Origin of the sequence: Micromonospora sp. DH14, assembly GCF_029809455.1 — a bacterium.
In the GTDB taxonomy this organism is placed as follows: domain Bacteria; phylum Actinomycetota; class Actinomycetes; order Mycobacteriales; family Micromonosporaceae; genus Micromonospora; species Micromonospora parva.
This window is the reverse complement of the sequence record NZ_JARVKT010000008.1, coordinates 150391-163377: the sequence shown is the minus strand read 5'-3', so window position 1 is coordinate 163377 and position 12987 is coordinate 150391. Positions and strand designations below refer to the sequence as shown.

12 protein-coding genes are annotated in these 12987 nt (G+C 73.4%); 8 read left to right on the top strand and 4 right to left on the bottom strand.

Annotated features, from left to right (window positions below; translation table 11 throughout):
• Positions 1-46: 46 nt before the first annotated feature.
• From QCZ28_RS13515 to QCZ28_RS13485, 7 genes are all read left to right on the top strand, one after another.
• On the top strand, positions 47-571 hold the full coding sequence (locus QCZ28_RS13515) for a hypothetical protein (protein WP_279516974.1): 525 nt from the start codon (positions 47-49) through the stop codon (positions 569-571).
• Positions 568-1005, top strand: a complete 438-nt coding sequence (locus QCZ28_RS13510) for a ferritin-like domain-containing protein (protein ID WP_279516973.1) — start codon at positions 568-570, stop codon at positions 1003-1005. The genes QCZ28_RS13515 and QCZ28_RS13510 overlap by 4 nt, the downstream gene beginning before the upstream one ends.
• A gap of 52 nt (positions 1006-1057) precedes the next feature.
• Positions 1058-1660: a PadR family transcriptional regulator gene (locus QCZ28_RS13505; protein WP_279516972.1), complete on the top strand. Its 603-nt coding sequence runs from the start codon at positions 1058-1060 to the stop codon at positions 1658-1660.
• Between the two features lie 34 nt (positions 1661-1694).
• On the top strand, positions 1695-2408 hold the full coding sequence (locus QCZ28_RS13500) for an ABC transporter ATP-binding protein (protein WP_279517043.1): 714 nt from the start codon (positions 1695-1697) through the stop codon (positions 2406-2408).
• A complete protein-coding gene (locus QCZ28_RS13495; protein WP_279516971.1) occupies positions 2405-5182 on the top strand; it encodes an FtsX-like permease family protein in 2778 nt (925 codons plus the stop codon). The genes QCZ28_RS13500 and QCZ28_RS13495 overlap by 4 nt, the downstream gene beginning before the upstream one ends.
• Positions 5183-5255: 73 nt before the next feature.
• Positions 5256-5756, top strand: a complete 501-nt coding sequence (locus tag QCZ28_RS13490) for a nitroreductase/quinone reductase family protein (RefSeq protein ID WP_279516970.1) — start codon at positions 5256-5258, stop codon at positions 5754-5756.
• Between the two features lie 29 nt (positions 5757-5785).
• Positions 5786-6514: a nucleotidyltransferase domain-containing protein gene (locus QCZ28_RS13485; RefSeq protein ID WP_279516969.1), complete on the top strand. Its 729-nt coding sequence runs from the start codon at positions 5786-5788 to the stop codon at positions 6512-6514.
• Positions 6515-6520: 6 nt separating this feature from the next.
• On the opposite strand, the gene QCZ28_RS13480 is transcribed toward QCZ28_RS13485, so the two are convergent.
• Positions 6521-7234 (bottom strand): VIT1/CCC1 transporter family protein, encoded by a 714-nt coding sequence (locus QCZ28_RS13480; RefSeq protein ID WP_279516968.1) that lies wholly within the window; start codon positions 7232-7234, stop codon positions 6521-6523.
• Entirely contained in the window at positions 7231-8088 is an 858-nt protein-coding gene (gene map / locus QCZ28_RS13475) for a type I methionyl aminopeptidase (protein ID WP_279516967.1), read from the bottom strand. The genes QCZ28_RS13480 and map overlap by 4 nt, the downstream gene beginning before the upstream one ends.
• A 95-nt stretch (positions 8089-8183) precedes the next feature.
• Here map and QCZ28_RS13470 point away from each other — a divergent pair, with 95 nt between their 5' ends.
• Entirely contained in the window at positions 8184-8498 is a 315-nt protein-coding gene (locus QCZ28_RS13470) for an STAS domain-containing protein (protein ID WP_279516966.1), read from the top strand.
• Positions 8499-8555: 57 nt separating this feature from the next.
• Here the strand turns inward: QCZ28_RS13470 and QCZ28_RS13465 are convergent, their stop codons facing one another.
• Entirely contained in the window at positions 8556-12212 is a 3657-nt protein-coding gene (locus tag QCZ28_RS13465) for a SpoIIE family protein phosphatase (protein ID WP_279516965.1), read from the bottom strand.
• A gap of 192 nt (positions 12213-12404) precedes the next feature.
• Complete coding sequence (locus QCZ28_RS13460) at positions 12405-12956, bottom strand: pyridoxamine 5'-phosphate oxidase family protein (RefSeq protein ID WP_279516964.1); 552 nt, start codon at positions 12954-12956, stop codon at positions 12405-12407.
• Between the last annotated feature and the right edge of the window lie 31 nt (positions 12957-12987).

The window sequence follows — 12987 nt, the reverse complement described above, 5'->3', positions numbered from 1 at the left end:
CGGACCGGGCGGCGCACCGACGCCGGTGACCCCCGGACGGGCACGCATGGTGTTGACTTGGCCGGTGGGGATCGGCAGAACGACACAGCGCGACCAAACATCCGGACATTCCCGGCGAAAGCTCCTGAGCGCCGGGGTACTGCTGGTGCTCGGTGGCACCGTGACGCCGCTGACCGGCTGTGATCTTTTCGACCGTGACGATGAGCCGACGCCACCGCCCGACCCGCTGCGGCCGATGGTGGACGAGTCACTCGCGCTGGCCGCCGCGTACCGGGCGAGCGCGACAGCGCATCCCGAGCTGGCCGACCGGCTCAACCCGATCGCCGAGACGCACACCGCGCACGCCACCGAGCTGGCCCGGGTGATCGGCGTGACGCTGCCGTCGGCGGCCGCCGCCCCGAGCACCGCCCCGGCGGCCGACCCGAACGGCGCGCGGGCCGCCCTGCGGGCGCTGGAGAAGACCGCCCAGCAGTCCGCCACCGCGGCCTGCGCCGCGGCGCAGGCGGAACGGGCCGCACTGCTCGGGTCGATCGTCGCCGCCCGGGCCACCCACCAGGAGGCACTGAAGTGAGGCAGCCGTCCGCCGGGGAGGCGCTCGCCTCCGCGCTGTCCGCCGAGTACGCGGCCATCTACGCCTACGGACGGATCGGCGTCCGGCTCGGCGGAGCGGCGCGGGACGCGGCACGCCAGGCGGAGGCGGCGCACCGCCGCCGACGCGACGCGCTGGTGGTGCAGCTCACCACGGCCGGTGGCGTCGTCCCGCCGGACCGCGCCGGTTACGCGCTGCCGTTCCCCGTCACCGACCGGGCCAGCGCCCTGCGGCTCGCCGCCGAGGTGGAGGAGCGCACCGCCGCGCACTGGCGGGCCGCCCTGGCGTCCACCACCGGCGCCGACCGGGACCAGGCGTTGGCCGCCCTGGTCGAGTACGCCGTGCGGGCCACCCGGTGGCGGAAGACCGCCGGGACGACCCCGCTGACTGTCCCGTTTCCCGGACGACCGACCTGAACCGGTCTGCTCCGGTTGCAGTACGCATACCAGGTATGCATACTCCGTTGCCATGTCCATCCGTCACGGGTTGCTCGCCCTGCTCGAACGCGGCCAGATGTACGGCTACCAGCTGCGCGCCGCGTTCGAGGAGTCGACCGGCTCGACCTGGCCGCTGAACATCGGGCAGGTCTACACCACGCTGTCCCGGCTGGAGCGGGACGGTCTGGTGCGCCCGTTGCCGGAGAGCGAGGCCGGGCAGCGCCCGTACGAGATCACCGACGCCGGCCGGGCGGACCTGGCGCTGTGGTTCGCCACCCCGATCAGCCGCACCGACCGCCCCCGCGACGAGCTGGCGATCAAGCTGGCGTTGGCGCTGACCACGCCCGGGGTCGACGTCCGTTCGGTGGTGCAGGCCCAGCGCAGCGCGACGATGCGGGCCCTGCAGGAGTTGACCCGGTTGAAGTACGGCAGCAACCGGCCGGAGGACCTCCCCTGGCGCCTCGTACTGGACTCGATGGTCTTTCAGGCCGAGGCCGAGGTGCGCTGGCTGGACCACTGCGAGACCAGTCTGGTCCGGCACCAGCCCAGCGGCCCGGCGCCTCCCACTCCCCCGCCTGGGGACGCCGACGCGCGGGACGCTGCTCGATGGGCCGGCGAGGAGGCACGACGGTGAGCGGGGCAGGACGGTGAGCGGGGCGGACGACGCGGTGCTGGAGCTCCGCGCCGTCCACCGCACCCACGGCACCGGGCCGGCGGCGGTGCACGCGCTGCGCGGCGTCAGCCTGGTCGTCCGGCCCGGCGAACTGGTCGCCGTGATGGGGCCGTCCGGCTCCGGAAAATCGACCCTGCTGGCGCTCGCCGGCGGGTTGGACCGCCCGACCGGCGGCGAGGTCCGGGTCGAGGGGCAACCGCTGGGGGCGCTGGACCGCCGCGGGCTGGCCCAGCTGCGCCGCCGCCGGATCGGCTACATCTTCCAGCAGCTCAACCTGCTGGGCAGTCTGAGCGCGGTGGAGAACGTGGCGCTCCCGTTGGAACTCGACGGGGCCAGCGGACGGCGGGCCCGCGCCCTGGCCATGGCCGCGCTCACCGAGGTGGGCCTGCCCGCGTTGGGTGACCGGTTCCCGGACCAGCTCTCCGGCGGGCAGCAGCAGCGGGTGGCGATCGCCCGCGCGCTGGTGGGCGAACGCCGGCTGGTGCTCGCCGACGAACCCACCGGGGCGTTGGATTCCGAGACCGGTGAGGCGGTGCTGCACCTGCTGCGCCGCCGGATCGACGCGGGTGCCGCCGGCGTGCTGGTCACCCACGAGGCGCGGCACGCCGGCTGGGCCGACCGGGTGGTGTTCCTCCGCGACGGCGTCCTGGTCGACACGACGGCACCGTTGGGCAGTGTCGAACAGCTGCTGTCCGGCAGCGAACGGTGACCGTCCGCCGTCCGGCACGGGTCCCCGGACGGGCCGACACCGCTACCGCGCGGCCGGCCGCGCCGCCCGCCCCGGTCGGCCGGCGGCGCTTCGCCGAGCTGACCGGCTCCTGGCGGGCGGCGCTACGGATCGCCCGGCGGGAGTCACGTCGGTCCCGGCGGCGGACCATCCTGGTGCTCGCGATGATCGCCATGCCGGTGGCGGCGCTGGCCTTCCTGGCGGCGAGCTACGACATGGCCGAGCTGACCCCACGGGAACGCGTCGACCGCCGGCTCGGGGTGGCCGACGCCCAACTGCAGTGGATCGCCGACGCCCCGGTGGGGCAGGACGAGTGGGGTGAGGGCTGGTACACCACCGACGGCAGACCCCCGTCGAAGGTGACGGCGGCCCAGATGACCGCGCTGCTGGGACCGGGCAGCCGGGTGACCGAGGTGCGTCCGCGCGTCCCGCTGACCCTGCGCGGCCCGCACCGCGACGAGGTGGTGAACGGTCGGGTGCTGGACCTCACCGACCCGTTGGCCCGCGGGCTGGTGCGGTTCCGGGCCGGCCGGGCGCCGCAACAGCCCGGTGAGGTGGCTGTCAGTCCGGTGACGCTGCGCCACTTCGACCTGCGTCTCGGCCATGCCGTGGCGACCGCCGACGGGAGCAGGGCGTACACGGTGGTGGGGGTGGTCGAGTTCCCCGACGACCTCGGGCCGGTGGTGGCGCTGCACCCGGGAGCCGTGCCGGCAACCGGCCCGGAGACGGACAGCGTCTGGCTGGCCGACCTGCCGGGCACAGTGGACGACGAGCTGGTGTCCCGACTCAACGACCGGGGGGTGGTGGTCACCGCCCGGCACCTGGTCGACTCACCGACCGCGACGGACCGGACGTGGCTCGGGTCGATCCGGCAGAGCAGCGCCAACGATCTGAGCACCGGGGTCCTCATCGCCGGCCTCGGGCTGCTGGAGGTCATCCTGCTGGTCGGGCCGGCCTTCGCCGTCGGCGTCCGCCGTCGGCGGCGGGATCTGGCGCTGGTGGCGGTGGCCGGTGGGGACGCGGCCCAGCTCCGCCGAATCGTCCTGGCCGACGGTGTGGTGCTGGGCGTGCTGGGGGCCGCCGTCGGCCTGGTGGTCGGCGTCGGCGCGGCGTTCGCCGGTCGCCCGCTGATGGAGCAGTACGTCTTCAGCGCCCGCTTCGGCGGCTACCGCTGCTGGCCGACAGCGCTGGCGCTCCTCGCCGGGGTCGCGGTGCTGGCCGGGGTGCTCGCCGCGCTGGCACCGGCCTGGACCGCCGCCCGGCAGGACGTCAGCGCCGGGCTCGCCGGGCGACGCACCCCGGCGAAGTCCCAGGGCTCGTGGTTGGCGCTCGGGCTGACACTGGTGGCCGGTGGCGCGGGCCTGGCGGCGTTCGGCGCCACCCGGACCTCCCCGGCGGTGATCCTCACCGGGCTGATCCTCGGTGAGTTGGGGCTGGTCTGCTGCGCTCCCACGCTGCTCGGCGTACTGGCCCGCCTCGGCCGGGTGCTGCCGCTGGCACCACGGATCGCGCTGCGCGACGCCAGCCGCAACCGGGCCGCCGCGGCACCGGCCATCTGCGCCGTGATGGCCGCCGTCGCCAGCAGCGTCGCGCTCGGCGGTTACCTGGCCAGCGACGGCGCCCGCGACTCGCGCGCCTACCGGCCGGCGCTGCCGACCGGTCACATGCTGGTGTACGCGAACCGGCCGGACGGCCAGCCCACCCTGGCGCAGGTCGCCGACGCGGCCCGGGAGCAGTTGGGGGTCGACGCGGTCGCCACCGTGTACGCGCCCAACTGCGACCCGACGGGCGCCCGATACTGCGACGTGGCGCCCGTCCTCCCGTCGAGCCAGGCCTGTCCGTGGCAGCCCGGTGACCGTCTGCCCGCCGCGCACCGCCAGCAGGCGCGGGCCGACCCACGCTGCCAGATCCGCGAGGCGGACTACTACGGCGGCTACGTCCAGCCCGGCGTGGACGACGGCTTCGCGCTGCCACTTCTCACCGGCGCGGATCCGGCGACCACCGCCGCCGCCACGGCGGTGCTGCGCTCCGGTGGGGTGGTGGTGACCGACCCGCGCTACCTGCACGACGGCCTGGTGACCGTCCGCGTCTTCAACGCCGAAGCCACACCGGACGCTCCGGCCATCGTCCGCGACCTGCCGGGGTACGCGCTGCCCGAGGCGGCGGGCTCCGCCCGCCTGCTGTTGTCCACCTCCGCGGCCCGACAACTCGACCTGGGCTGGTCCCCGACCGGCTGGGTGGTCGGCACCACGACCCCTCCGGACGAGGAACAGCAGGCACGGTTCGCCGCCGCGCTGCGTTCCTTCGGGACGTTCTCGCTGACCGTGGAGTACGGCGGCGCGCCGCGCGACATCTCACCGCTGCTGCTGCTGCTCGCGGCGGCGGCCGGGCTGATCACTGTGGGGGCCGCCGGGATCGCCACCGCGCTCGCCGCCGCCGAGGGGCGCGCCGAGCTGACCACCCTCGCGGCCGTCGGCGCGGCCCCGGCGGTACGTCGACTGCTGGCGATCTGCCAGGCCGGCGTCATCGCCGGACTCGGTTCGGTGCTCGGCATCGTCGCCGGCCTCGGCACCGCCGCGATCGTGCTGGTGTCGGTGAACCGGCAGTACGCCGGCGACTGGCCGGTGCCCGACCCGTACCCCTTTCTGGTGCCGTGGCCCACGCTCGGGGTCCTGGTGCTGGTGCCGGTGGTGGCGATGCTCGGGGCAGGCCTGTTCACCAGGACCCGGCTGCCGATCGAACGGCGGCTGGACTGACTGATCCACCGGCGACCGAAAGGGGACCGCTCAGGGGTGCCGTCGGGGCCGGGCAGCCGGCAGACTGATCGGCGTGTCAGTGCTGGGAAGAGTCACCCGTCGGCTCGGTCATCATCGTTGGTTCGGCGCGGCCGCACGGCTGCTGGTCCCCGCCGATCGGATGGTCGGTCGCCTCACCCGGGGCCGGGTGGTGGCGCTCGGCCTGATCCCGTCCCTGGTGATCACCACGACCGGCCGCCGCTCCGGCAAGCCGCGCAGCAATCCGCTCGTCTACGTGCCCGACGGCGACGCGTACGTCGTGATCGGCTCCAACTGGGGGCAGACGCACCACCCCGGTTGGGCGATGAACCTGCTCGCCGATCCCACCGCCGAGGTGGACGTGAAGGGCCGGCGGGTGGCGGTGCGGGCCGAGCGGGCGACCGGCGCCGAACGGGACCGGTTGTGGCAGCTGCTGGTTACCGAGTGGCCCGCGTACCGGACGTACGTGCAGCGGGCCGGTGACCGGGAGATCCACATCTTCCGGCTGGCCCCCACCGGGCGCGGCGCGCCCGACGGTCCGCCGTCGGCTGGCTAGGCTGACGTTCGGTAGCGAAAGGCGGACCCGTGAGTGAACAGGCCAGTGTCGACCGGGGTCTCGACGACCGACGGTGGACGGTCGCGGAGCGGGTCGCCGAGGCCGTCCAACGGCGGTTCCCGGCCGACGTGCTCGCGATCGCGGTGCACGGGCCACTGGCGCACGGTGACGACGACGGCGGTGGGGACCGCGAGGCGGGCATGCTGGTGGTCACCTACCGACCCGGGACCGGTCCGCCGCCCGCGACCCGGCGGGTGGACGGGGTGCTCGTCGACCTGACCGTGGCCGCCGCCGACGACTACCTGGCCCAGGCCCGGGTGCTCACCCCGCTCTGGCCGCTGACCGCCGACCGGTACGTCACCACGCAGGCGTTGCACGATCCGACGGGTTGGTTGCGGACGCTGCGCGACGAACATCTGGGCCGGCTGGCCCGGGCCCGGCCGGCGGAGTTCAGCGCCGCGGCCCGGCAGGCGTGGTACCGGGGCAGCGCGGCACACTCCCGGGCGGCCCGGCTCGCCGAGTGGTACGAGACCGACCAGGCCCTGCTGATGCTCGGTGAGGCCCGGTTGGCGGCGGCCACGGTGACCGGCCTGCTGAGTCGCACCTACTTCCGTGACCCGGGGGACGCGGTACGCCGCACCGGTCTGGCCGGCGCGGACATGACCGAGGTGGGTGTGGTGCTGGCCCGGCAGGCCGAGGAGCTGGCCGCCCGTGGTCGCGCCGTCGACGGCACCATCGACGAGCTGCTCAGCACCTGACGCGCTTCACAGCCCGCCCGACACACCGATCAGCGCGCCGATCACGTAGGTGGCGCCGGCCGCCGCAGCGCCCAGAAGCAGCTGGCGCAGCCCACTGGTCCACCACGGACGGTTGGTGAAGCGGGCCACCACGGCACCGGCGGCGAACAACCCCAGCCCGCCGACGGCGAGGGTCAGCCAGAGTTCGGTGGCGCCGAGCAGGTACGGCAACAGCGGAACCAGCGCGCCGATCGAGAAGAACAGGAACGACGAGATCGCCGCGGCCCACGGGCTGGGCTGGTCGTCGGGGTCGACGCCCAACTCCTCGCGGACGTGCACCCGCAGCGCCTCCTCCGGGTCGCGCCGCACCGCCTCGGCGACCTGGGTGGCGAGGTCGCGGGGCAGACCCCGGGCCACCCACGCGTCGGCCAGCTCCCGGGCCTCCGCCTCGGGGTGCCGTTCCAGCTCCCGGCGCTCCTTCGCCACCTCGGCGGCGACCTGCTCGTTGGCGGAGCGCACGCTGGTGTACTCGCCGAGCCCCATCGAGATCGCGCCGGCCACCAGGCCGGCAGTGCCGGTGAGCACGATGCTGCGGGGCGACACCCCACCGCCGCCGACGCCGGCGATCAGGGCGATGTTGGTGACCAGGCCGTCCATCGCGCCGAAGACGGCCGGGCGCAGCCAGCCGCCGGAGACGTCCGCGTGGTGCGCCTCACGCAGCGCCGCAGGGGTGTCACTCATGGAAGCGTCAGGATCTCGTGGCCGTCGTCGGTCACCACGATGGTGTGCTCGAACTGTGCCGTCCACTTCCGGTCCTTGGTGACCACGGTCCACCCGTCGTCCCACATGTCGTACTGGTAGGTGCCCAGGGTGATCATCGGCTCGATGGTGAACGTCATGCCCGGCTCCATGATGTCCGTGGGGCGCGGGCTGTCGTAGTGCGGCACGTAGAGGCCGCTGTGGAATGCCTCGCCGATGCCGTGGCCGGTGAAGTCGCGGACCACGCCGTAGCCGAACCGCTTGGCGTACGACTCGATGACCCGGCCCACGACGTTGATCTGGCGGCCCGGGGCGACCGCGCGGATGCCGCGCATCATCGCCTCGTGGGTCCGCTCGACCAGCAGCCGGGCCTCTTCGCTGACCTCGCCGACCAAGAAGGTGGCATCGGTGTCACCGTGCACCCCACCGATGTACGCGGTCACGTCGACGTTGATGATGTCGCCGTCGGTCAGGACCGTGGAGTCCGGGATGCCGTGGCAGATGACCTCGTTCAGGCTGGTGCAGCAGGACTTCGGGAAGCCCTTGTAGCCGAGCGTCGACGGGTACGCGCCGTGGTCGCAGAGGAACTCGTGCACCGCCTTGTCGATCTCGTCGGTGGTCACGCCGGGCTTGCAGTGCTCGCCGGCGAGCTGGGTGGCCTGGGCGGCGAGCCGGCTGGCGACCCGCATCTTCTCGATGGTCTCCGGCGTCTGCACGTGCGAGCCACGCCACTGTCGCGGGCTCGTCTTGCCCACGTACTCCGGTCGGGCGATCTGGGACGGCACCGGTCGCATCGGGGAGAGCGTGCCTGGTGTCAGCGGCGGGCGGACGGTCATGGCGCAAGCCTATCGCCGGGACCGCCGGTGAGCCGCGCCACGGCCGCCCGGTGGAGGTTGTTGCCCTGTCTGGACGGCTGTGTCAAGGTGTCTGCGTGGATCAAGGGGGAGCACCGCCTGTCTTCTCCGCCAGCGCCGAACTCGACGACGGCCACCTCTACGTGGTGGTGGCCGGTGAAGTCGACATGGCGACCGCGGACACGATGCTCCAGACCGCCCTGCGCGAGCCCGCCGGGAAGATCACTCTCGACCTGAGCGCTGTCACCTTCTTCGACTCGGCCGCCATCCACGCCCTGGTCCGGCTCGCCCAGCAGGTTCCGGGCACGCTCACCGTTCGTCCGTCCCGGCAGGTCCGTCGCGTGCTGGAGATCTCCGGCCTCGGCGAGCAGAGCTGGCTCGACCCGGCCTAGGGCCGGCGTCGCAGTCCCCCTCCGGCCCAGGGTGCCCGGCCGCCGCCGGGCGCGCGGTCAGTCCTGCAGCTGCCGGCGCAGCGTCACCTCGGTGCCCTCATCGGTACGCCGCACCGACAGGTCGCCGAGCGCTCGGATCAGGGCCAGACCGCGGCCCCGGAAGCCGGAGCCGGTCGACTCCCGCCATTGCCCGCTGTCGCGCACCGTGGCCGTCACCGTCCGACCCTCGATGGCCACCTCCACACTGATCATGGCCTCGGCGGGGTGGATCGGGTGCTCGATGGCGTTGGCGGCGGCCTCGGACACGGCGACGGTCAGGTCGAACAGGTCGGTCTCGCCGACGGAGTGCGCGACCAGGAAGTCCTCCAGCCGCTTGCGCAGCACGCTGAGCCGGGTCGGGTCCGCCGGCAGCCGCAGCGCGAAGCGGTTCAGCTCCGCCGCCTCCAGGGCGAGGACGGCGACGTCGTCGCGGCGCGGCCGCCCGGTGACCCGCTCGACCACCGCGTCGATCAGGTCCACCACGTGCTCACTCGGGGCGGCCGCGTCGACGCGGAGCTGGGCCAGGGAGGCGTCGATGCCGAGCTGACGGTCCTCGATCAGCCCGTCGGTGTAGAGCAGCAGCCGACTGCCGGCCGGCAACTCGGCCTCGGCCGACTCGTAGGTGGCACCGGGGAGGGCGCCGACCGGTGGACCGAGCGCCCGGTCGTGCAGGAACGCCACGTCGCCTCCGGTGATCAGCAGTGGGGACGGGTGACCGGCGCTCGCGTACCGCAGCCGACCGGTGCGGGGGTTGAACATCAGGCAGACCACCGTCGCGAAGGATCGGCCCTCGGTGGAGCCGACCAGCCGGTTGAGCCGGGTCAGCGACTCACCCGGATCGAAGCCCTCCAGCACGTACGCCCGCAGCGCGTTGCGCAGCTGGCCCATCGCCGCGGCGGCCGGGACGCCCTTGCCGACCACGTCCCCGATGACCAGCACCAGTTCGTCGCCGTTCAACGCGACAGCGTCGTACCAGTCGCCGCCGACCTCGACGTCGGCGCTGCCGGGCAGGTAGCGGCTGGCCACCACCGCGCCGGGCAACTGCGGCAGCGACCGGGGCAGCAGGCTGTGCTGCAGGGTGGTGGCGATGCGGTGTTCGGCTTCGTAGAGCTGGGCGTTCTCCAGTCGCACGCCGACGAGCCGGGCCAGCTGGGTCAGCGCCGCGTCGTCGGCCTGCGCCTCGTCGCCGTGCGCCCGCCAGACCTGCAGCTCACCGAGCTTCCTACCGGCGGTGCCGGTCAGCTCGGCCACGAAGGACGGGTCGGCGGCGGTGGTGCCACCGCCGTCCGCCTCGAAGCGGGCCTCGGCCGCGCTGACCACGACCCGGGCCGCCTCGGCGAGGCTCAACGCGTGCCGGGCGGCGACCTGGAGCACGTCGGCGGTGGATCGGGCGGTGTTCACCGCCACCGCCGCGTCGGCCAACGCCCGGAGCCGGCGGATGATCTGCCCGCGCAACTGGCCCAGTTCCACGTTGGCCCGCACCCGGGCGATCAGCTCCTGGGCGGAGAACGGCTTGGTGAGGTAGTCGTCGGCGCCGACGGCGAGGCCGGCGACGGCCTCCGCGGAGCCGGCGCGGGCAGAGAGCAGCACGATCGGCACATGCCGGGTACGCGGGTCCGCGCGCAACGCGCTCACCAGCCCGAACCCGTCCAGCCGGGGCATCATCACGTCGGTGAGCACCAGGTCGAACCCGCCCTCGCGGGCCATCGGCAGGGCGTCGAGCCCGTCGTTGGCGGTGACCACCTCCCAGGTCGGGGAGAGCAGCCGGCTGACGTGCTCCTGCAGGTCGGCGTTGTCGTCGACGACCAGGATCCGGCCGGCCGGCGGGGCCGTCGCCGGCCGGCGGTCGACCTCGGGTGCCGGCGCGACACCGGCCCACAGCGCGGTCTCCGCCACGAAGAGTCGGGCCTGCTCGGGCTCACCGAGGGGCAGGGGGTCGAACGCCACCACCCGTTCCGCCGGCAGGTGCGCCGAGCCGAACGGAACGGTCACCGTGAAGGTGCTGCCCACGTCGACCTGACTGGTCAGTCCGACCTCACCGCCGTGCATCTCGACCAGCTCGCGGACCAGCGCGAGGCCGATGCCGGTGCCTTCGTGGGTGCGTGCCCGCACCCCCGGCACCCGGTGGAACCGTTCGAAGACGTGCGGCAGCTCCTCCGGCACGATGCCGATGCCAGTGTCGGTCACCTCCAACCGGGCCGCGCCCTGCACGGCCCGGATCCGCACGCGGATCTCGCCGTCGAAGGTGAACTTGACGGCGTTCGACACCAGGTTGAGGACGATCTTCTCCCACATGTCCCGGTCGACGAAGACCGCGGTGGGCAGCGGCGGACAGTCCACCACCAGCCGCAACCCGGCCCGGTCGGTGGCGGAGCGGAAGGTGCTGGCCAGCCGGGCAGTGTAACCGGCGAGATCGGTGGGCTGGTAGCGGGCGGCGAGCCGGCCCGACTCCAGCCGGGAGAAGTCCAGCACGGTGTTGACCAGCTTGAGCAGGCGCAGCGCGTTGCGGTGCATCATGGTGAGCCGGTCGGTCTCGGCGGCGGGCAGCTCCGGGTCGGCCAGCATGTCCTCCAGCGGGCCGAGCACCAGGGTCAGTGGGGTGCGGAACTCATGGCTGACGTTGGCGAAGAAGTTGGTCTTCGCCCGGTCCAGCGCGGCCAGCTCGGCGGCCCGGGCCCGCTCCTCCTCGTACGCCCGCTGGGTGCCGAGCGCCTTGGAGATCTGGGCGGCGACCAGGTCGAGGAAGTTGCGGTAGTCGTCGCTGAGCGGCAGCTGGCGGGCCACGCCGACGATCAGCGCGCCGACCGTCTGGTTGGTCGCCGTGAGCGGCAGCACGAGGGCCCGGTCGGCGGCGTCGACCGGCGACGCGTCGAGCAGACCGGCCACCTCGACGGTGGCGGGCGAACCATCGGCGATCAACCGGGTCAGCAGCTGGGTGACATCAGCGGTGGGTGGGGTGGTGCCGGTGCTGCCGGCCAGGATGGCCTGATCGTTCTCGTCAACCAGATAGATCAGGGCGAACGGCACGTCGGCCCGGTACCGGCCGAGCACACCGGCGGCGGTCCGGCCCAGCTCCACGCCGCTGCCGATGTCGCTCAGCTCGGCACCCAGCTCGGAGAGCGCCCGCAGCCGGCGCTCACCGAGCACCCGCCCGGTGGTCTCGCTGACGATGCAGTAGACGCCACTGACCGAACCGTCGTCGCCCCGGATCGGGTCGTACGAGACGTTGAAGTACGTCTGCTCGACGAAGCCGTGCCGGTCCAGCAGGAAGGGATGGTCCTCGCCCCGGTAGGAGCGCCCGGTGCGCCGTACCCCGTCGAGCAGCGGACCGAGCACCGCCCACGTCTCCGACCAGTACGCGCGGGCCGGCTGGCCGATCACGTCCGGATGCTTGGCGCCGATGGTCGGCCGGTACGCGTCGTTGTAGAAGGCCAACTGCTCGTCGCCCCAGAACATCACGATCGGGGAACTGGAGGCGAGCATCATCCCGACCGCGGTGGTGAGCGCCGGGGGCCACTGACCGGGCTCACCCAGCGGGCCGGAGGACCAGTCGAAGCGGGCCAACCGGTCGCCCATCTCGCCACCGGCCGAGAAGGCGGCAGCCAGCATCGGGGAAGTCTCGTGACCGGACACGCCGGGATGCCCGATGTCCGCGCCCCCCTGGGCCGAGCTCATGCAGCCTCCCGCTCCGGCCGTACCCCTCGACCGTTGATCTTCACCCGCCGTGCTCCGACTTGTACCCAAGCGAACCGGCAACGTAACGCATCACGAGCGCCGGACGCTGGTTAGCTACGCCTGAACCGTCGGGCACCGGACAGTACTGACGACCACGGCGTCGAACGGCGGTGATCCCGGTGCGCCGACGGGTCAGAAGACCGGCAGGCCGTCGATGCTCGCCGCGTTCCTGGTGGCCCGGTAGACGACCAGGTCGTCGGCGCTGCGGCGGGAGTGTGAGGTGAGCAACAGATCACGTTCGGCCCGGAAGTCCATCAGTGGCACCGCGTAGCCGCAGGAGTCACTGACCCGCTCGACCTCGACACTGATGACAGCCCGGACGGCGTGCACGTCCGGCGGTGCCGGAAACTCGGCGAGCCGATCGGCGAACCCGTCCTCGGTCACCGCGACGCTGCTGCCCCGACCGTGCAACCGGACGATCTTCGGCGGGCCGTCGAAGGCACAGAACATCAGCGTGATCCGGCCGTTGTCCCGCAGGTGGGCGATGGTCTCCGCGCCGCTGCCGTGATAGTCGAGGTAGGCCACCCGGTGCGGCCCGAGGATCACGAACGTGCCCCGCATGCCCTTCGGCGACACGTTGACGTGCCCCTCGGCACCGGACGGCGCGGTGGCCACGAAGAAGAGCGGCTGGGCCGCGATGAACTCACGCAGACGACCGTCGATCTCCGGGTAGACCTTGCCCATCCGTCGATCCTCCCATCCGGGCCATCGACCG